The following is a 20470-nucleotide window of genomic DNA, read 5'->3' on the forward strand; positions in this document are numbered from 1 at the left end:
GGACAATTGCCGATGCGATCGCACATTACACCCAAAAAGAACCCCAAGGTGAATATACCCTGTTAGTTGCCGGCACACCACCAAGTCAACCCCAACTCACAGAAACAGAACTTAAAGCCGAATTATTACAGATTATGAAACAAGGCGTATCGCGATCGCAAGCCAGCCGACAATTAGCTAAAGATACAGCAGTATCCCGTCGTCAACTATATCAACTAGCCTTGGCAATAGACATCACTTCTGAATCGGAAACAACCATTTAATAAGGGACTTCCAAATAAAAAAATGTACAAAAATTTCTTGTGGTGCGGTCATCCTCGGACTGAGCTTGTCGAAGTCTTGCCCGCTAATCAATAAAGGACGGGTAGGACTTGTACTAAGCTTGTCGATAGCGTAGCGTGGCGTTAGCCATAGTATGCCCATCCCACAAGATTGGATAATTTATTTTCTGGTGTTTCCTAAAGATAAAACCAGAGAAAAGGACATATACAAATTAGTCTTCTTTGGACTAAATGGCTTTGCTAAGTTTGAGGCTAATATTACAATGTAAATTATTGATAAATTGAGGATAGACTGAGAATGACCCAGGTGGTTTTAGGAGAAAACGAAGGAATAGATTCAGCCCTCCGTCGGTTTAAACGCCAAGTCTCCAAAGCTGGTATATTAGCCGACGTAAAGTATCATAAGCACTTTGAAACTCCCCAAGAAAAACGCAAACGTAAGGCAGTCTCAGCTAGGCGTAAACGTCGTTTTTAAATAATTATTCAGGCTTGGTACTGGTGTGATATTAGGTAACAACAGAATGTTGACCAATTACCCATTACCAGCCTAAATCTAGATAACTACCCACCTGGATTAATATCAAAAGTCCGGCTATTACAACGATTCATAGCCTTTTCTACACCTTGTTTAAAGCTGAGTTCTACACACTCAACCACAAACTCCAGCACCAGAGACATCAATTTATTTTCCGCAGCCGAAAACCGCCCCAACACATGAGAGACAGTCTCAGAATTATCATCATCAGCTGCACCCTTGGGTTTACCAATACCAATTCGTAACCGGGGAAAATTTTGGCTACTTAAATGTGAAATAGTACTTTTCATCCCGTTGTGTCCACCAGCAGAACCAGACAAACGCAGACGAGTTTTTCCCAAAGGTAAATCCATATCATCATAAATTATTAGAACCGACTCAGGCGGTAATTTATACCAACTTGTTACCGCTTGAATAGACTGTCCTGAGCGATTCATATAAGTTAGAGGTTTCAGCAGACGAACTTTACCACCACCAGGTGCAATACCTTCGCCAAAATTTCCCTGAAACTTGCGATTTTCCGCCAGTGGAATTTGCCAAGCACGCGCTAAAGCATCCACAGCCGCAAAGCCAATATTATGGCGAGTTTGGTCATATTTAGGCTCTGGATTCCCCAAACCAACAATTAGCTGGGGAATTACCAAAGCAGGTTGCTTCTCAACTTCTGTCATTTTTGCTATGCAGTATTTTCCTAGCTGCTGGGAGAGGAACCAGCATTTTCTGGCTGTGGTGCAGCAGCTTCAATGTGTTTAGTTTCCAATTCAGCAGTTGTTTTCACAACTTGTTCCAACTGTTCAGCTTCCCGTTTGAACTCGTTTTGAAATTCATTAGAAGCTTCTTGGAAACTACGAATAGTTTTACCCACACTCCGACCGATTTCTGGTAGCTTCTTGGGGCCAAAGATTAACAGCGCCACTACCATAATTAGAGCCATTTCTGGTAGACCAATACCAAATATATTCATTTCAACCTGCCACAAAACCTGACATTACATCTGTAGTTTAATCAATAGTTAGGATTAATTGAGCAGTCATCCAAATTTTGGATTTTGGATTTTAGATTTTGGATTGATTCCACGGATTTATACGGGGGCTTGTACCATCAAGGAATTATTGGTCATATTTAAACAAATAACCAGCGAAGAAATATAAGACACCCGGACAAGCCGGGTGGACGCTAACTTGTTATCCAAGTCTGAGGGCTGTATAGCAGTTAACCGCCTAAACTCCGCCAATCAACAAGTACATCCTGAATCAACAGTGACTTATTGTAAACTTGCAGGATAATTAGCAGAAATACGAAAAATAAACCCATAAAAACAGCCATTAAAGGTGTCGTACCCCAACCTGGAGCCACCTTACCATACTCAGCATTTAAGGGTCTGAGGATATCTCCCAACCTAGTCCGTTGTGCCATAGTTCACCTAAGATCAGTTGCCAAAGCTTTATTAATTTTCTTATTGCTGCCCATTGTAGAGTGCTGCAATATTACAGCAGAATTTTCACCTTACAACTGGGGCTATTCTGACTATGACGATAATACCACTATGAGGGTAGGGTAGTTTGTCTGAGTTGGGTGAATACTTTAATGGTATTTGCGTTAATTTTTGTAATATTCTATAACATAGTTCTCATAATATATGCCTAACCTTATGGACTTAGAACCTGGTTTAGTTATTGGTATTTCTGTCGGTGTAGCACTACTCGTAATTACTGGTATGGCAATTTACACCTCATTTGGGCCTCCTAGCACTCAGTTAGATGATCCTTTTGATGACCACGAAGATTAGAAAAGTGATTGATTTGACTTTATGGTGGGCAATGCCCACCCTCATGGTTAAAATTTTACTTGTCTGATAGCGTAGCGTGGCGCAAGCCATATCAGGATTTACAGGATTTAAGGATTTACAGGATGTTGGTTGAAAATATGATTTTTTGAATCCTGATTCAGACAGTAACTCACACTATGTTTTTGGTTTAATTGCAAAAGTAGCAATTTTCCACGGTGCAATTTTATCAACTTCTTGATTTATCGGGTTTTCTAATAAATCAACAGCTTCATCTAATATGAAAAGATCACTTTCTAGAGATAAATTCCCTGTTTTCCCGTGACATTCATAAAAGCGCATGATGAATTTGTGCGGATTATCTTCACTGGGTTTCAAAGCTATTAAAATTAAATTCTCATCTGATAAATTCAGAAAACTTTGGTTTTGAGAAAAGTTAAATGCAGATTCTTGATTTTCAGGATTGACTAAAACTTGTAATGGGATATTCAACTCATAACCACGTTTGACAGTATCTGCTTCTTCCCAACTTTCAAGATGAGGGTATAAAGTGTAAGTAAATTCATGTGTTCCTCTATCAGCTTGAGAGTCTGGCCAGTTAGAACTTCTCAGAAGTGTGAGACGGAGTTGATTGCCTTTAGCATCGTATCCATATTTACAATCATTCAATAAACTTACACCGTATTTATCTGTAGATGAATTTGTGGTTAAATCTGCCCAACGTAAAGCGGGGACTTCCCATTTTGCTTGTTCTGCGGGGGTTTGGGGATTTGTAGAACGACGAATTGCACCGCAGGGGATTTCATAAGTAGCAAAATCGGCTTCGAGGTTGAGAGGAAAAGCTGTTTTAACTAATACGTGATTTTCTTGCCAATTTACAGTATTAGAAATTTTCAGCAGTGGTGAAGCGACTTGAAGAATGTAATCTTGACAAAATTCCGATTTTCCGAGTTGACGAACTACACGCAGACGTTGTTGTATTTCTCCATTTTCTAACCATTGAATTGAATTGAGTTGGGTTGGGGGTAAAGGATGTTCGCTATAATTGGGGTCAATGTTCCAAGCGTCCCAATATTGGCCACCGTCTTGAAAGCCTTGGAGTTGATTTCCCGCACCGCTGAGAAATTCACGGTTTTGGATTTTGTTAAATACACTTGCTAAATCTCCTGTTTCCGGGTTTACCTCAACGCGCAGATATTGATTTTCTAATATCCATTCGGGGTTATGGAGAGTTGGAGAGGTGGGAGGATGAGAAATTGGAGAAAGCCAATAGATGTTATAACCTACAGATGGGACAGTAGCGAGAAATAATAAAGAGTTTTCACTTTGTTGGGACGGAAGTTGGTTTCCAGCAACATCATATATTTGCCATGTTTGGTCAGTTGCTGTGGTAGGTAAAGTTATGGTGACGACTTCGGAACGCTGCCAGTTGAGAGAGTTAAAAATTATGATGGGTATGCTATTGGGTTGTGGTGGTTGTGATAAATTGATGTGAGATGCGATCGCTCTCAAAGATTGCTCTAATATCTTTTTTCCCACCTGTTCCACCTGTTTCCATTCCGGTAAAGCATCCTCATAAACCTGAGTAATGGAAGAACCGGGTAAAATATCGTGAAACTGATTAAATAAAACTTGCTTCCAAGCAGTTTCTATTTCTGCTTGCGGATATGTCACCCCACAGGCAACATTTGCTAAAGTTGCAAATAACTCAGCTTCATATAAAAGATTTTCAGATTTACGATTCCAGCGCTTTTGGTCTGCGTGGGTAGTATAACATCCGCGATGAAATTCCAAATAAAGCTCATCTTCCCAAATCGGTAAATTTTGACTTTGGGATTTTATTAATTGCAGATAATTTTCCGCAGTTGTAAATTCTAATTTCGGAAAAACAGGAGAATCTTGCCAACGTCTGGCTATTTCCAACATATCACGAGTTGGACCACCACCATGATCACCGACACCAGGAAGCCAAAGAGAATCATGTAAACCCGTTTGAGTTTCCCATTCACAGACGTAGTTAGCCATCTTAACAGGGTCAACAGTTTCGCCTATCGGTGCAGACATAAAACTAAATATTTGACTACCATCAAGCGATCGCCACCAGAAAGCGCCATAATCAAACTTAGTAGTATCATTCCAGCGTAACTTCTGAGTCACAAAAAACTCAATTCCCGCATTTGCGAAAAACTGAGGTAAAGTTGCACAGAAACCAAAAGTATCAGGAACCCAAACCACAGGAGAAACCTTCCCGAACTTTTCCTGAAAATAACGCTGTCCATATAACAACTGACGGACAATAGACTCACCAGAAATCAAATTCAATTCCGATTCCACCCAAAAACCACCCAAAACTTCCCATTTTCCCGCTTTAACCTGAATTTGAATCTTCGCAAACAAATCAGGACGATGTTCCTCAACCCAAGCATACAAAGCCGGAGTCGAATGACAAAAAACCAACTCAGGAAAATCAGCTTGTAAACTTAACACCGACTCAAAAGTACTTACCGCAGCATTCCAAGTTTCCGAAACAGGCCATAACCATGCTAGATCCAAATGAGCATGACCCAACAGATAAATTTTAGATTTTAGATTTTGGATTTTGGATTGAATTATCTTTTGACGAAGATTAAAAACAACATCTTCCTTCTTCCCTTCTTTCTCTTCCTTCGCGCCCTTCGCGCCTTCGCGGTTCAATACCTCTTCAACCGTTTCAACCAAAACAGATAACCTTTCCGGTGCGTACCTTTCCAAAAACAGATGAACAACAGCCAACTCATCAGCCACAAAACCCGGATCTAGCCTATCATAATCAATAGACTCGTAAACGAAGAGCGATCGCACCAAAGCCCCATCACAATGTCCCGGACTCACCAACCGCACAGCAATAAAAAACTCATCCTCAGCTTTTACCCCTTGACTTAAAAGCACTCTAGGTGAACAATCAAACAAATCACCCGCCAATACCAACTTACCATTAACATAAATCTCCGCCGCATCAGCCCACCAAACCAAAGCCAACCGCAAAGACAAACCCGCTAAATCATAACCCTGTAAATCTTGGGGAACAACCAACTTTTGCGCCAACCACAGCACCTGCTTCCCCCCTGTCCAAGCAACATGGGCTTTATCATTTAGTTGTACAGGTTCCCAAACAGACAAATCTGAATTCATAACCTCGTCAATTCCCCAGTCAACCTGCTGATAAAACCAACAGGACTGGATATTAACTTGACAGCAAGCGCGTAACTTCTCAATCGCTTCTGATATAGATTTAGTATCGAATGGATAAACAGGAAGAGTCATATTTCGCTAAGATGATGGCACTGACTGACGATAACTAACAGTTTTGTGGGAGTCTCAAAACTTAATCACACTCACACTAACAAATCTCTACCATGTCCTCTGGTTCCTCAGGTCGTTATCAAAGTAAACTATTTAACTTTTTCAACCAGCAATCTCAGCGGTTGACACAGCAGTGGGAAAACTCCTTCCGACATTTGCAAGTTGCTACCAAATGGAGTGTCGAAGCCCTACTTTACCCACTTTATCAACTGTTTCAGCCAGATGAACTAGCAGGAAAAAGGCTACAACCACAAACTCCTCCACCTGTTGATGCACCCATTCAGCACGTACTAGAGTTAGTTCAAAATCTACCATCTGCCGCAGCTTCTGATACACAAAATTTACAAAAAGTCAACCCATTGAAGTTATTGGGTGATAGCCTGCGGGAAGCAGCCACCCGTTTAGGATGGTGGAAAACTGTTAAAAATCCGTCTGAATCTAATATTACTAAATCTCTATCACCAGAAAACACACTCCAGAAGCATATACCGAAAGTGCTAGGAATTGCGGTACATTTGGAAAATCGTAATTTGGTACTAGTTACCAACGATAATAAAATTCTCGATGTTTTGACAATTCAACAACAGACAAAAATAGCAGATAAAATTAATAGCGAAATTGCCGAATATAATTATTCTTTAATATTAGCTGACGTTAAAAAAGAACAGGAACTATTACCAGAAATTGACCGCTTATTAACAAAGTTAACTGGTCAAAATAACTCAGATACAAGGAATTTTCCTGAAAACAATATTGTAGTAAATCTTCCATACTATCCTGGTAAAATTCTAGCATTACTAGATAACGTTATTGCTAACTTGGAGATTTCATCTTTATTACCAGTAAAACAACGTAGTCAGGAAATTATTCAAGGTGCTAAAAATCAACTTGACATATTTATCTATGGTAGAGAACAGCTAGAAGCCAGAGAAAAAAATTCATTTAACGCTAATAATTTAGAAAATCAAACTCCAAATATTCCAGCCTTAATTGAAGCTGCAATAAATTACTTTTTTGGTGGTAGAAATATTCACCAACTTGAGAATCAATCAAATTCAGAAAAACCACCAATTAAACCTTCAAAACAGATTAACCAAAATCAACAATTGCCGAAATCTGATTTAATCACAGATACTTGGTTGAGTTATGGTGATTTGTTTGGTGATGTAGAAATAAAAGCTGATGATGTAAATTCTGATTTAACTGCTAGTTCATTTACAGAAGATACTCAGCTAGACCTTTCACAAAAATCAAAAAAAGGTGTATTTAGAAATAAAAAATCATCAAAAGTAGGTGCTAATCCCCAAGTTGAGACTGAGAAAAAAAATCAACGTCAAATTCAACCAGATTGGATAGAAACCACCGCCACATTTTTAGGATATGAAATCCATCCCTTAGAACAAATTTTAGCATGGTTAGATCATGTCATGCTTTGGCTAGAAATGATATTTATGAATATGATTTATTTCTTTAAAGGGTTGTTACAGGTGAGATGAAAATGTCTGAAATGGCTAACGCCACGCTACGCGAACAGGATTCACAGGATTTAAGGATTTACAGCGGATTTCATTTAAAGGAGATACAAACTTGAATAATGAAACTCTTGTGGTGCGGGCATCTTGCCCGCTAGGTATGTACGGATTTCGCTGTAAGATGATAATTCTTATTTGATATTTTGATTTTTTGTCTGAATCAGGATTTACAGGATTTAAGGATTAACAGGATTAAAGATGAGGATTCTTATTTGATGTTTTGATTTTTGAAAAACGGTTAATATCTCGACCTTATGAGGATAACAAAATTCAAAGCGAAAACTTCAATAAAAACTCTGCGTCACTTTGCGTTTACCTCAGCGAACCTCTGCGTTTAAAAGTAAAGTTTCCAACAGTTTTTAGTATATATCCTCTTACCTTCTTCTCAAGCGACACAAATTCCATATTGGGGTAGCAAATCGTGAATAATATAGAACTGATGTGCTTGTAAAGCGTCGTGGAATAATTTCCAATTGCTGACTAGGAAACTAGGATGATAAGGAAAAATCTCATTATCTTTGTCAACGGGGCTTTCAGTTCCCAAAGCGAGGTATTTCCAGGAACTTTTACCCTTGGGGATATAGTTGATATTAGCTGCACCAAAACTAAATTTACCTTGTGCGATCGCATCTAACCATTTTTGATGGCGAACATGACCTTTAATATCCTGAATATTCTCAAACATGAAAGCAATTAAACTTTTATCAGCTTCTGGTAAACCTGGGACAATCGCATCAGGATCACCTTTTAAATAACGCTGCATAGCCTTACACATATGATCAGCCGCTTCCAGAAAATCTTCAGGATTGTTACGCCTAATTTTTTCACCCCTACCGTTGATATAACCCCAACGTAAAAACGGCTTATCAGGATGACTCAAAACCGCACCATGTCCTAAAGGTAAAGCCTCACTGACGAAATAATTCTTTAACCTATCCATCAAATTACGGTCTGGTTGGTCATTTTCATCAAGTAATTTTTTCGCTTCATTGACTCGATGATTAACACCAGCAAAACCTTGATGCGCCCAGGTATCAACATAAACGTGCATAGTAATACCTAGACGATGTAAACCATAAGCTGTATCACGGCGTTGGATACATTCCCGCACCATTTGTTGCGCGACATCACTATTAGGACGACAAATCAACTTTTCAATAAACTTCCCTTCAGGATCTTCACCTGCTGGTTTCCCGCCATTTCCTGGTAAAAAATGAAAAGGAATCCAAACATGATGAATTGCTAACGCCTTAAAATTGCGATAATCTAGCATTTTGTGGGCAGAACTGATGCGGGTAAACATCGCACCATTATCGAATCGAATTAAACCGCTATTGATAGCATCATCTACATATTGGGCGCAGTAAGCGACAATACCAGCATCTTCGTGGTCAAAACCCGCTAGTCGCGCTACTACGTAGGTGACACCATGATGAAAGTCTATTTGCATCTTGAGTCAGTTACGAGGGAATTTACGTATAGACTATAACAATTTGGACGCTGTTGCGTAATTTTTTACCTGATAGCGGTTCTCAAACTGCGACATCTGTTTGCTAAACTCTAGTAATCACAGTTCAGTAATTGTTCATGACTGAGGCAGAACTACTACAAGCGATCGAAAAAGCGGCAAGAGATGGTGTAACAGAACTTGACCTCAGTGGTTATTTCCTCAGCAATCTGCCAGGAGAAATAGGACAACTCACTAACCTGCAACACCTCAACCTTGGTGACAATCAACTCAGCAGTTTGCCACAGGAAATAGGACAACTCACCAATCTTCAATCCCTCGACTTTTTCAAAAATCAACTCGGCAGTTTGCCACAGGAAATAGGACAACTCACCAATCTCCAAACTCTCAACCTTTGGAACAATCAACTCACCAGTTTGCCACAGGAAATAGGACAACTCACCAATCTCCAAACTCTCGACCTTTGGAACAATCAACTCACCAGTCTGCCACCGAAAATAGGACAACTCACTAATCTCCAAACTCTCGACCTTAGAAGCAATCAACTCAACAGTCTGCCATCGGAAATAGGACAATTCACCAATCTCCAATCCTTCGATCTTAGTTTCAATCAACTCAGCAGTCTGCCATCGGAAATAGGACAACTCACCAACCTCCAAACTCTCTACCTTAGTGACAATAAACTCAGCAGTCTGCCACCGGAAATAGGACAACTTACTAAATTGAAGCAGCTTGAACTTCAAGGCAACAAAATAATCACACTTCCACTAGAAATAACAAAACAAGGATTACAAGCAATTCTTAACTTTTATCAGCAACAGCTCAAACAAACAGTTGATCTTTTCTATGAAGCAAAATTCTTGATTGTCGGTGAAGGAGGTGCAGGCAAAACCTCTTTAGCAAAGAAAATTGAAGATGAAAACTACAAACTTCAATCAAATGAAAAATCAACTGAAGGTATTGATGTAATTCAGTGGAAATTCAAACTAGATAATGGTAAAGAATTTCGCGTTAATATCTGGGACTTTGGTGGACAAGAAATATACCACCAAACCCACCAATTTTTTCTGACATCACGTTCTCTCTATGCCTTAGTTGCAGATGATCGCAAAGAAAATACAGATTTTTATTATTGGCTGAAAGTTGTCGAACTATTGAGTGAAAGTAGCCCAGTTATCATTATTAAAAACGAAAAACAAGAACGTCAATGTGAAGTCAATGAACGCCAATTGCGAGGAGAATTCCTAAATCTTAAAGAAGTTTTACCAACCAACTTAGCCACTAATCGCGGTTTAACAGAAATTAAAACTGCTATTCAGCAATATATAAATAAACTTCCTCATGTTGGTACACCTCTACCAAAAATCTGGGTGAAGATCCGTTCTGATCTAGAAAACGACTCCCGCAACTATATTAATTTTGTAGAATATTCCAACTTTTGCGAATACAATGGTTTAACTAAACGTGAGGATATGCTGCTGCTAAGTAGCTACTTGCACGACCTTGGTGTTGGCTTGCATTTCCAAGATGATCCTATACTTAAACACTATGTCATCCTCAAACCAGAATGGGGAACTACAGCAGTTTACAAAGTGCTAGATAATAAAAACGTTATTAAAAATTTAGGATGTTTTACCCAAGAGAACCTTGCAGAAATTTGGAAAGATGTCGAATATACCGACATGAGAGATGAACTGCTACAATTAATGATGCGGTTTAAACTTTGTTACCCAATTCCTAATTGTGTTGGTCAATATATTGCACCTCAATTACTCGATATTAACCAACCTGAATACGACTGGGATAAATCCCATAATTTAATTTTACGATACAAATACGAATTCATGCCCAAAGGTATTATCAGTCGCTTCATTGTGGAAACACACCCTTGGATTGAAGAACAAAAAATTGTTTGGAGAAGTGGCGTTATTCTCAACCAATATCAAACTCGTGCTGAAGTGATTGAAAATTACAATCAAAAAGAAATTAAAATCCGTGTAGCCGGAAATCGTAAGAAAGAACTGCTAACTGTTATCACACATGAACTCGATAAAATTCATCGTTCTTTTAAGCGTTTGAAATATGATACTCTTGTTCCTTGTAATTGTGAAAAATGTATAGAAAGTGAGAATCCTTATACTTATCCTCTCAACGAATTGCATGAATTTTTAACAACTTGTGATTATGATATCCAATGCAGAATAAGTCGTAAAATGGTTGATGTTCGTAGGTTAATTGATGATGTGAATCTGCCACCCCAAGAATTATATCAGGAACGGCAAACCCCAGTTACACCATTACAAAATGAACTTGACAACCAGAAAAAAGAATCATTTAATGTAATTAATATTCATAATCACGTAACAACAAAGAGTAATTCCATGTCAGAATCTTCTAAATATAATCTAACAGGTGCAAACGTAGGTGCTATTAACGATGGACAAAGTGGTGGTAGTAGCAACGTTTATCAAACCAACTACACACCTGAACAAAAACAGAATTTAGCAGAAGCAGCAGCAGAAATCCAACAACTGTTTCACCAATTATCTAAAAACAATCAAACATCGACAAATGAAGGAATTACCAACGCCATTTATCAAGAAATTAAGCGCAACCCAACACTAAAATCCAGATTAATCTCTGCACTTAAAGCTGGTGGATTAGAAGCATTAAAAGCGATATTTAATCATCCTGTTTTTAGTATTCCAGCAGAAACCATCAAAGGATTTTTAGAAGCAGAATAAATTACTTTACTTATTTCTAAAACAAACTTTCAAATACTTTTTTATAGCAATTCTTCGTTGGGTGAATTACATTTCGGAACCTCTCCCCCAACCCCCTCTCTGTTTACGGAGAGGGGGCTACTGTTTTCCCCTCCTCGCTTGCGGGGAGGGGTTAGGGGTGGGGTTTTATGTAATGTATGCAGTATCATGAGTGAAGCGATCGCTCCGCCCGCCGTAGGCATCGCAATACTTCCTTTTACCACAACATCCGATTTAGAAAATGCCGTAACAACTTTATCCCCGTTGGTTCTTGATAATTTGTAGGTAACAAAGCCCGTATCGCCTTTTCCAAAGCTTCTGAAGCAGAATCTATTTCCTGACGCTTCGGCCTTTTAGTTGGGGGAAAATATAAAGGTTCACCCACACGAATCGTTAACTCTTTTCTCAAAAACAAATCATGAGTACCAATTAATGCAATTGGAATGATTGGTAATCCAGCCCGCAAAGCATAAATTACCGTCCCGCGTTTGAAAGGATGCAAATGACCCTCAGCAGTTCCCAATCTCCCTTCAGGAAAGAGAATCAACCCATCTCCACGATTAAAAATTGCCGCAACAATCCGATCTATGCGGCGTAACGTCTGGATATCTCCACCGGGGTTGACATTTTCTTTAATGGCTGTAGCTAATTCCTTCACCTCCTCCTGTCCAGCTTTGGCAGCAGCCATGACAGCGAGTTCTTCACCCCAAATTCGCTCTAAGGGAATTACACCACCTGCAAAACCTAAAATAAAGCGTTTCCAGCATTTGTTGTAGAGAGTGCGGGCATCACCGAGAATGTAATAGTGGGGTTGGGTGGGAATTTCTGCGAGTAATACTAAAGGGTCAATGTGGTGAAGATGGTTAGCAGCTAAGATGGCTGGTGTGCGGGGGATATTTTCGATGTTTTCGACGCGGATAGAAAATAGAGCATGAATGAGCGATCGCACTACCCAACGTCTGATATTAGCATTAACTCGTGGTTCCGTATATTCCTGACTAATAGCAGATAACTGATTGAGAGTAGTTTCTATAGTATGACGAATAGTGCGATCGCTCGCCGCAGCCACACCTTCCCTTACCCGCTTGATAGTTGCATCAGTCAAAGGCGGTAGGGTTTCTGATTCTGGCAGATGATTTGATATCAATTCCCCATCAGCTTGGACTTCAGGAGAAGATTCGCTCGAAGAACTATTCATGAACCAATCATAATGCTTGATGTCTGCTCTAAAACACTCCCCTGTGAGAAGTCTACATATTATATTTCTCTTTTGTCGTAAGCATTCAACTATCAACGTTCAGTAGTCAGCTTTTTAACAGTTACAAAAAAGATCACTATTTGCCCATCTACCGATTTATCAAACATCCCAACTCCCGACTCCTAAATTTTTACCTTTTGTCATATCCAAGACATAACAATATTTAAGCCAATCTGTCACAAAAAACCAAAAATTCTGTAATTCCTCCCACAGTTAGAAGCTATTTTCCCTACAATGTACGTTGATAGGCTAATAGCTTGCTGGGAAAGAACGTAAAAAATTAACCCTATGATTTACCACAGCGTAGGCACATTTAAAGGTGTTGGGGGACTTGACCTGTATTACCAAAGCTGGAATCCAGGGGATAAGGTACGGGCAATATTAGTACTGGTACATGGACTCGGAGGACACAGCGGACTTTACAAAAATGTAATTGAGCATTTGCTACCCCAGCAATATGCCATCTATGGCTTAGATTTACGTGGACATGGGCGCTCACCAGGTCAAAGAGGTTACATAAATACTTGGGCTGAGTTTCGTGATGACGTGCGAGCCTTCTTACAAATGATTCAGCAGCAGCAGCCAGGATGCCCAATTTTCCTATTTGGTCACAGCATGGGCGGAATGATAGTTTTAGACTACACTCTGCACTATCCCCAAGATACATCTGCATTGCAAGGCGTGATTGCCTTTGCACCAAGCATTGGAGAAGTCGGAGTATCACCTATTCGCATACTGTTAGGAAAAATGCTCTCCCAGGTGTGGCCGCGTTTTTCATTAAATACGGGACTGGACACAACTGCTGGTTCACGAAATGAGAAAATTATAACTAACTACAATCAAGATCATTTGCGGCATACCCGCGCCACAGCCCGTTTCTCTACAGAATTCTTTGCTACAATTGCCTGGATTCATGCCCATGCTGCCGAATGGCAAGTACCTCTATTAATTTTGCATGGTGGTGCTGACAGAGTTGCTTTACCTGGAGGCAGTGAACTTTTCTACCAGCGAGTCACTTACCCAGATAAACTACGCATAGAGTATCCAGAAGCCTATCACGATTTACATTGTGACATTAATTATCGTCAAGTCTTAACTGATTTAAGTAATTGGATGGAACAGCATTTACCCTCTGAAATAGGGCGATTAGAGCCGGTAATGAGTAATGATTGAAAATACGTAGACTAAGTTGAAACGGGAACAACGCGATTTTGTGAGAAATCCGGGGTAAAACAGGGGGAACGGGAGTCAGAAAAACCTTTACCCTCTTTACCCAAACCAACTGACAACATTGAGAGTCTTAACCGGGCAGTATGGAAACCAGTATAATCTCGGTTAGATTCAAGACTTACTATTCTTACTTAGATAAATTATCTTCAGACAGTTTTAGGTGAATTTCACCACAAAATGCTTAATCTTCACATAATATGCCTACATCTTTGTATAAATTTCACGAAAAGCTCTAGTAATTGGAACTTCAGTAATATTACTATTAGTTAGTTGTTGAATGCTAACTTATTATTCATTTAAAAGATACAAATTAATAAATAAGTTAGCGTTAAAAACTTTGTTTACGACAAATCATAAATCATGAAAGAAGAGGTTTCTAGGCAACTTTACTTGTCATGGCATAGTTTGTCTTTTTGCATTTTTCTACTTAGGTTTTGAATTACTTCACACATATACAGGGCTAAAGTTATGGCAGATGGAAATCTCTCAATCTTCAACTCAACATTACCAATCACATCTACTGAAATAGTCACTAATTACGATACACCAACAGCTGGAACAGTATCTCTTTTACCCAGTTACATCAATGTCACCATTACCAATGGCGGCTTACTCAATGGAGTTTATGACGCTTGGTGTGTTAACAGTAGCTTCAACATTGCCAAAGGTACTTATAACAATGCTAGTGTATATTCCAGTTACGGAAACATTCCTACAGGCATACTTTATACAGGTTCACAGACAATCACTTCATTGCCTGATCCTTACCTGGATAAACTTCAGCAAATCAATTGGCTTTTAAATAACGTTACTGAAGCAGCCAACATTGTTAACAATAAATACCAATACGATGGTTTTAATTACACACAATATGATGTACAGTTAGCCATCTGGATACTTCTCGGTGAGACTAACATATTAAATAGCGGTGACTATAATACATTACAAGACTATAGTCAGGAAAACGCAAATAGGCTAGTGGATATGGCTATTGCTAATGGCACTAGCTTTGTACCAGTAGCAGGACAAGATGTGGGTGTCATCATTAAAGCATCTGGACAGCAGCCCATCTTGATGGAAGTCAAAACTGCCGGTATTGGAGATTTTGTTTGGCATGACTTAAATGCTAATGGAATTCAAGAAGCCAACGAAGAAGGAATAGATGGTGTAACAGTAACATTACTCGATACAAACGGTAATGTTCTCGGCACAACTATTACCGGAGACAACCTCTACACGGCAGAGATAGAAACAGGATACTATCAGTTTGGTCCCTTGCTGCCTAGTAGCTATCAGGTGAAATTTAGCTTACCTGCTGATTTTCATGCTGTTAGTCCCTATCTTCAAACCGGCGATACAGCCCTTGATTCCAATGCTAACCCCAACAACAACCTCACCTCTAATCTTGTCACCTTAGTTGGTGGAGAAATTAATACCACAATTGATGCAGGGTTCTACAACTTGGCATCATTAGGAGACTACGTTTTTGCTGATAATAACAACAACGGCATTCAAGATGCAGGAGACACAGCCTTAAATGGTGTCATAGTAGAACTCATCCAAAATGGTCAAGTAATTAACACAACCACAACTAATGCAGATGGTTCATACCTATTTGCTGGTTTAACACCAGGAGAATATCAAGTTAAATTCACCTCTCCTGATGGCTATATCTTCACAACGGCAAATGTGGGAGATGATGGAACTGATAGCGATGCAGATACCACAGGATTAACCCAAACCGTCATCTTAACAAGTGGAGAATTCAACGGTACATTAGATGCAGGGTTAGTTCTCCTCGCCAGCTTAGGAGATTTTGTCTGGCACGACTTCAATGCAGATGGAATCCAAGATGCCAACGAACCCGGAATTGCAGAAGCTACGGTTAAGCTGATTAATCCCAACACAGGTGCAGTGATTGCCACCACCACCACAGATATTGATGGCAAATATAGCTTTGCAGGATTAACTCCAGGGGATTACAAAGTAATGTTTGTCACCCCTGATGGGTTTAGCCAAATTAGTCCCACCAATGTGGGTGGGGATGATAGCGTTGATTCTGATGGCTTAATTTCAGATGTCACCAACCTGTCACCAGGGGAAAATGACCCCACAATTGATGCAGGGTTCTACAACTTGGCATCATTAGGAGACTACGTTTTTGCTGATAATAACAACAACGGCATTCAAGATGCAGGAGACACAGCCTTAAATGGTGTCACAGTAGAACTCATCCAAAATGATCAAGTAATTAACACAACCACAACTAATGCAGATGGTTCATACCTATTTGATGGTTTAACACCAGGAGAATATCAAGTTAAATTCACCTCTCCTGATGGCTATATCTTCACAACGGCAAATGTGGGAGATGATGGAACTGATAGCGATGCAGATGCCACAGGATTAACCCAAACCGTCATCTTAACAAGTGGAGAATTCAACGGTACATTAGATGCAGGGTTAGTTCTCCTCGCCAGCTTAGGAGATTTTGTCTGGCACGACTTCAATGCAGATGGAATCCAAGATGCCAACGAACCCGGAATTGCAGAAGCTACGGTTAAGCTGATTAATCCCAACACAGGTGCAGTGATTGCCACCACCACCACAGATATTGATGGCAAATATAGCTTTGCAGGATTAACTCCAGGGGATTACAAAGTAATGTTTGTCACCCCTGATGGGTTTAGCCAAATTAGTCCCACCAATGTGGGTGGGGATGATAGCGTTGATTCTGATGGCTTAATTTCAGATGTCATCAACCTGTCACCAGGGGAAAATGACCCCACAATTGATGCAGGGTTCTATAACTTGGCATCATTAGGAGACTACGTTTTTGCTGATAATAACAACAACGGCATTCAAGATGCAGGAGACACAGCCTTAGGTGGTGTAACCGTTACCCTGATTGGTGGGGGCGCAGATGGCATTATCAATGGTATTGGCGATACTACCGTCACCACTACTACAAATGCTAATGGCAATTACAACTTCTCTGGACTGACACCAGGGGAACAATATCAAGTTGAATTCTCTGGTTTACCTGCGGGATATCAGTTTACTCAAGCTGATGTAGGTACTGATGATGCTATAGACTCCGATGCTAATCCCAGCACTGGCAAAACTCAGATTGTCACTCTTGCTTCTGGTGAAAACAACCTCACTTTAGATGCAGGTGTTTATCAAAATGTCGGTGATCTGTCAATTACCAAAACCGACGGTTTGACAACTGTTACTCCTGGACAGCAAATAACCTATACCATTGTCGTCAATAACAATGGTCTGATAACTGCTACCAACGCCCTGGTGAGCGATATCATGCCCAGTGATCTGACCAACGTCACCTGGACAAGCGTGGCAACCGGAGGAGCTACGGATAATGAAACCAGTGGCACAGGCAATATCAATGATTATGTGACTCTGATAGGTGGTAGTAGTATCACCTATACGGTGAACGGTACAGTGGCTGCCAGTGCTGGGTCATCCGGTGCCAACACCAACGCGACAACCAGCAAATTTGACTTCAGTGGCAATAGTTGGACAGATGGAACAGATGGCAATATTCGGACTTTCACTAAGGACGGTATTTCCGTCAAAACGAGTGCGTTTGCTCGTAGCAGTGGTGGAAATTGGAGTAATGCCTTTCTGGGTAGCTATACTGGTGGCTTAGGTGTTACCGACAACATTGAAGGCGATGGTTCTGGCGGACTGCATCGTGTGGATAATGTAGGGCAGAATAACTATGTTCTGTTTGAATTCTCTGACTCAATAGTTGTTGATCGTGCCTTCCTCGATTACGTCATGAATGACAGTGATATGTCAGTTTGGATTGGTAACTTTAATAATCCATTCAATAATCACCTCACCTTAAGTGATTCTGTTCTCAACAGCTTTGGCTTCACCGAAGTCAACTTCGGTGGTAGTAGCGATCGCTGGGCAGATATCAATGCAGGTAACAATGTTGGTAATACTCTAGTGATTGCGGCTTGGACAGAGGACACGTCACCAAACGACAGATTCAAGATCCAGTATTTAGATGTTCAGAAATATGTTCCACCAACAACGGTTTCTCTGATTAACACCGCTACAGTCAATGTTCCCACTGGTTTCAACGATACCAACCCTAACAACAACAGTGCTACCGATACTAACACTGTGGTTGCAGTCTCCAACGTGAAAATTGGCGATCGCGTTTGGTACGACGCTGATGGAGATGGTGTCCAAGATACAGGCGAATCTGGCGTTGCAGGTGTAGCTATTAAGCTCTTTAACCAAGGGGGTACTCAAGTCGGGACAACGACCACCGATGCCAACGGTCTCTACCAATTCACTGTTAACGCCAATAGCACCTACAGCATTCAATTCGTTGAACCCACCGGCTTCGATGGATTCACCACTGCCAATGTCGGTAACGATGCGGCTGATAGTGATGTTGTCAATACGAACGGCACAACGGCTCAATTCTCAGTGGGAACGACCGATGACTTGACGATTGACGCAGGACTAATCAAAAATATCGGCGACTTATCAATTACCAAAACCGACGGTTTGACAACTGTTACTCCTGGACAGCAAATAATCTATACCATTGTCGTCAATAACAATGGTCTGATGACCGCTACCAACGCCCTGGTGAGCGATATCATGCCCAGTGATCTGACCAACGTCACCTGGACAAGCGTGGCAACCGGAGGAGCTACGGATAATGAAACCAGTGGCACAGGCAATATCAATGATTATGTGACTCTGATAGGTGGTAGTAGCATCACCTATACGGTTAACGGTACAGTGGCTGCCAGCGCTGGGTCATCCGGTGCCAACACCAACGCGACAACCAGCAAATTTGACTTCAGTGGCAATAGTTCGACAGATGGAACAGATGGCAATATTCGGACTTTCACTAAGGACGGTATCTCAGTCAAAACGAGTGCGTTTAGTCGAGATAGTTCTGGAAGTTGGAAAACTGCCTATCTCGGTAGCTACACTGGTGGCTTAGGTGTTACCGACAGCAGTGAAGGTAGTGGTTCTGGCGGACTGCATCGTGTGGATAATGTGGGACGGAATAACTACGTCTTGTTTGAATTCTCTGACTCAGTGGTTGTTGATCGTGCCTTCCTTGATTATGTAATTGATGACAGTGATATCTCCGTTTGGATTGGTAACTTTAATAATCCATTCAATAATCACCTCACCTTAAGTGATTCTGTTCTCAACAGCTTTGGCTTCACTGAATTCAACTTCGGTGGTAGTAGCGATCGCTGGGCAGATATCAATGCAGCTAATAATGTTGGGAATACTCTAGTTATTGCTGGTAAGACAGGAGATGCAAACGATCAATTCAAGATTGAGTATTTAGATGTTCAGAAATATGTTGCTCCCACAACTACTCTGACTAACACTGCCACAGTAACTGCACCCAGTGGTTTCACCGACACCAATCTTGCTAACAACAACGCTACTGATGCAAATACAGTGACCGCTGGCTCAACCCTTCCATCTGCTCCTGGTGTGCGTACTCCTGGATTCTGGCAAAATACAAGTTGGCAAAAGTTCTGGGATGGTGTCCAAGGCAACGAACCATCACAAAAAGAAGAAGCCAATTTCCCCAACGGCGATCTTCTGTTTGCACCTTATACCAACTCTGACCAACCAGGGAAAGTTCTTGATCCAGTAAAAGGACAGTATGATATAGGGCTACTCATCGGTGACTACAACCGCAATGGCAAGACAGACGCAGGAGAAAATACCATCTTCTATACCCGCGCTCAAGCACTCCAAATTGTTGATTCTTCAGAGCATCCCAATGGAGATAAACGGTATGATCTGGGTCGCTCTTTGGTTGCTAGTTGGTTGAATTATCTTGCAGGCAACCCCATTGACACAGCCAATCCAAACGATAAAGATGCTCGATACTATATCAACGAAGGCATCAATTGGTTGCAAGCCATAACTCCAGATGAAAATGGCGACAAGAAAGGTGATGGTGCGTTGCACCAACTTACTGGCAGCAGTGTCAGTAGCCCACGGGTTGATACTTACTGGAGTTATGGTATTTCCAGCGCCTCCAGTTTACCAAGTCCTTACAAGTCCAACACCAATGTTCTCTATCCCTTAGATGCTGGTGGTATCATTAATACCGCATTGGATAATTACAACAACGGTCTAGGTCTTGCAGATAATGTTTTCCACGGATGAAATGCATAAATCGCTATAACTACTAATTTTAGCGATAGCGTAAGGGCTGCTGCAAGCAGTTCGCTCTTCCTGCTTAATCTA

Annotated in this window: 12 protein-coding genes and 1 pseudogene; 7 read left to right on the plus strand and 6 right to left on the minus strand. The window is 40.7% G+C overall.

Annotated features, from left to right (window positions below; translation table 11 throughout):
* Window positions 1-263, plus strand: a pseudogene (locus tag ACSQ6I_RS04035) (16S rRNA (cytidine(1402)-2'-O)-methyltransferase); the annotation flags it as partial.
* A gap of 316 nt (window positions 264-579) precedes the next feature.
* A complete protein-coding gene (gene rpsU, locus ACSQ6I_RS04040) occupies window positions 580-756 on the plus strand; it encodes a 30S ribosomal protein S21 (protein ID WP_015214505.1) in 177 nt (58 codons plus the stop codon).
* Between the two features lie 86 nt (window positions 757-842).
* On the opposite strand, the gene pth is transcribed toward rpsU, so the two are convergent.
* From pth to psbH, 3 genes are all read right to left on the minus strand, one after another.
* On the minus strand, window positions 843-1487 hold the full coding sequence (gene pth / locus ACSQ6I_RS04045) for an aminoacyl-tRNA hydrolase (protein ID WP_438889047.1): 645 nt from the start codon (window positions 1485-1487) through the stop codon (window positions 843-845).
* A 20-nt stretch (window positions 1488-1507) separates the two neighbouring features.
* Entirely contained in the window at window positions 1508-1780 is a 273-nt protein-coding gene (locus tag ACSQ6I_RS04050; RefSeq protein WP_438889048.1) for a TatA/E family twin arginine-targeting protein translocase, read from the minus strand.
* Between the two features lie 248 nt (window positions 1781-2028).
* Complete coding sequence (psbH, locus tag ACSQ6I_RS04055; RefSeq protein WP_015214502.1) at window positions 2029-2232, minus strand: photosystem II reaction center phosphoprotein PsbH; 204 nt, start codon at window positions 2230-2232, stop codon at window positions 2029-2031.
* Between the two features lie 235 nt (window positions 2233-2467).
* On the opposite strand from psbH, the gene psbN reads away from it, so the two are divergent.
* Window positions 2468-2605, plus strand: coding sequence for a photosystem II reaction center protein PsbN (gene psbN, locus ACSQ6I_RS04060; RefSeq protein WP_042464920.1), 138 nt, complete (start codon window positions 2468-2470; stop codon window positions 2603-2605).
* A gap of 174 nt (window positions 2606-2779) precedes the next feature.
* Here the strand turns inward: psbN and ACSQ6I_RS04065 are convergent, their stop codons facing one another.
* On the minus strand, window positions 2780-5905 hold the full coding sequence (locus ACSQ6I_RS04065; RefSeq protein ID WP_438889050.1) for an alpha-mannosidase: 3126 nt from the start codon (window positions 5903-5905) through the stop codon (window positions 2780-2782).
* Window positions 5906-5997: 92 nt separating this feature from the next.
* Between ACSQ6I_RS04065 and ACSQ6I_RS04070 the strand changes: the two genes are divergently transcribed.
* Window positions 5998-7440, plus strand: a complete 1443-nt coding sequence (locus ACSQ6I_RS04070) for a hypothetical protein (RefSeq protein WP_438889051.1) — start codon at window positions 5998-6000, stop codon at window positions 7438-7440.
* A 421-nt stretch (window positions 7441-7861) separates the two neighbouring features.
* Here the strand turns inward: ACSQ6I_RS04070 and ACSQ6I_RS04075 are convergent, their stop codons facing one another.
* The gene (locus tag ACSQ6I_RS04075) at window positions 7862-8926 is read right to left on the minus strand and encodes a DUF6765 family protein (protein WP_438889053.1); all 1065 of its coding nucleotides are present in this window, start codon (window positions 8924-8926) and stop codon (window positions 7862-7864) included.
* Between the two features lie 137 nt (window positions 8927-9063).
* Here ACSQ6I_RS04075 and ACSQ6I_RS04080 point away from each other — a divergent pair, with 137 nt between their 5' ends.
* On the plus strand, window positions 9064-11688 hold the full coding sequence (locus tag ACSQ6I_RS04080) for a leucine-rich repeat domain-containing protein (RefSeq protein ID WP_438889054.1): 2625 nt from the start codon (window positions 9064-9066) through the stop codon (window positions 11686-11688).
* Between the two features lie 235 nt (window positions 11689-11923).
* Here ACSQ6I_RS04080 and ACSQ6I_RS04085 read toward each other — a convergent pair whose 3' ends face one another.
* Window positions 11924-12904 carry a lysophospholipid acyltransferase family protein gene (locus ACSQ6I_RS04085; protein ID WP_438889056.1) on the minus strand — a complete coding sequence of 327 codons (981 nt, stop codon included), beginning with the start codon at window positions 12902-12904 and terminating at the stop codon, window positions 11924-11926.
* Between the two features lie 348 nt (window positions 12905-13252).
* Here ACSQ6I_RS04085 and ACSQ6I_RS04090 point away from each other — a divergent pair, with 348 nt between their 5' ends.
* Window positions 13253-14137, plus strand: coding sequence for an alpha/beta hydrolase (locus ACSQ6I_RS04090; protein ID WP_438889057.1), 885 nt, complete (start codon window positions 13253-13255; stop codon window positions 14135-14137).
* 525 nt (window positions 14138-14662) lie between these two features.
* Window positions 14663-20389, plus strand: a complete 5727-nt coding sequence (locus ACSQ6I_RS04095; RefSeq protein WP_438889058.1) for an SdrD B-like domain-containing protein — start codon at window positions 14663-14665, stop codon at window positions 20387-20389.
* The last annotated feature ends 81 nt before the right edge of the window (window positions 20390-20470 follow it).

This window comes from Anabaena sp. WFMT (assembly GCF_051781005.1).
Lineage (GTDB): Bacteria > Cyanobacteriota > Cyanobacteriia > Cyanobacteriales > Nostocaceae > Anabaena.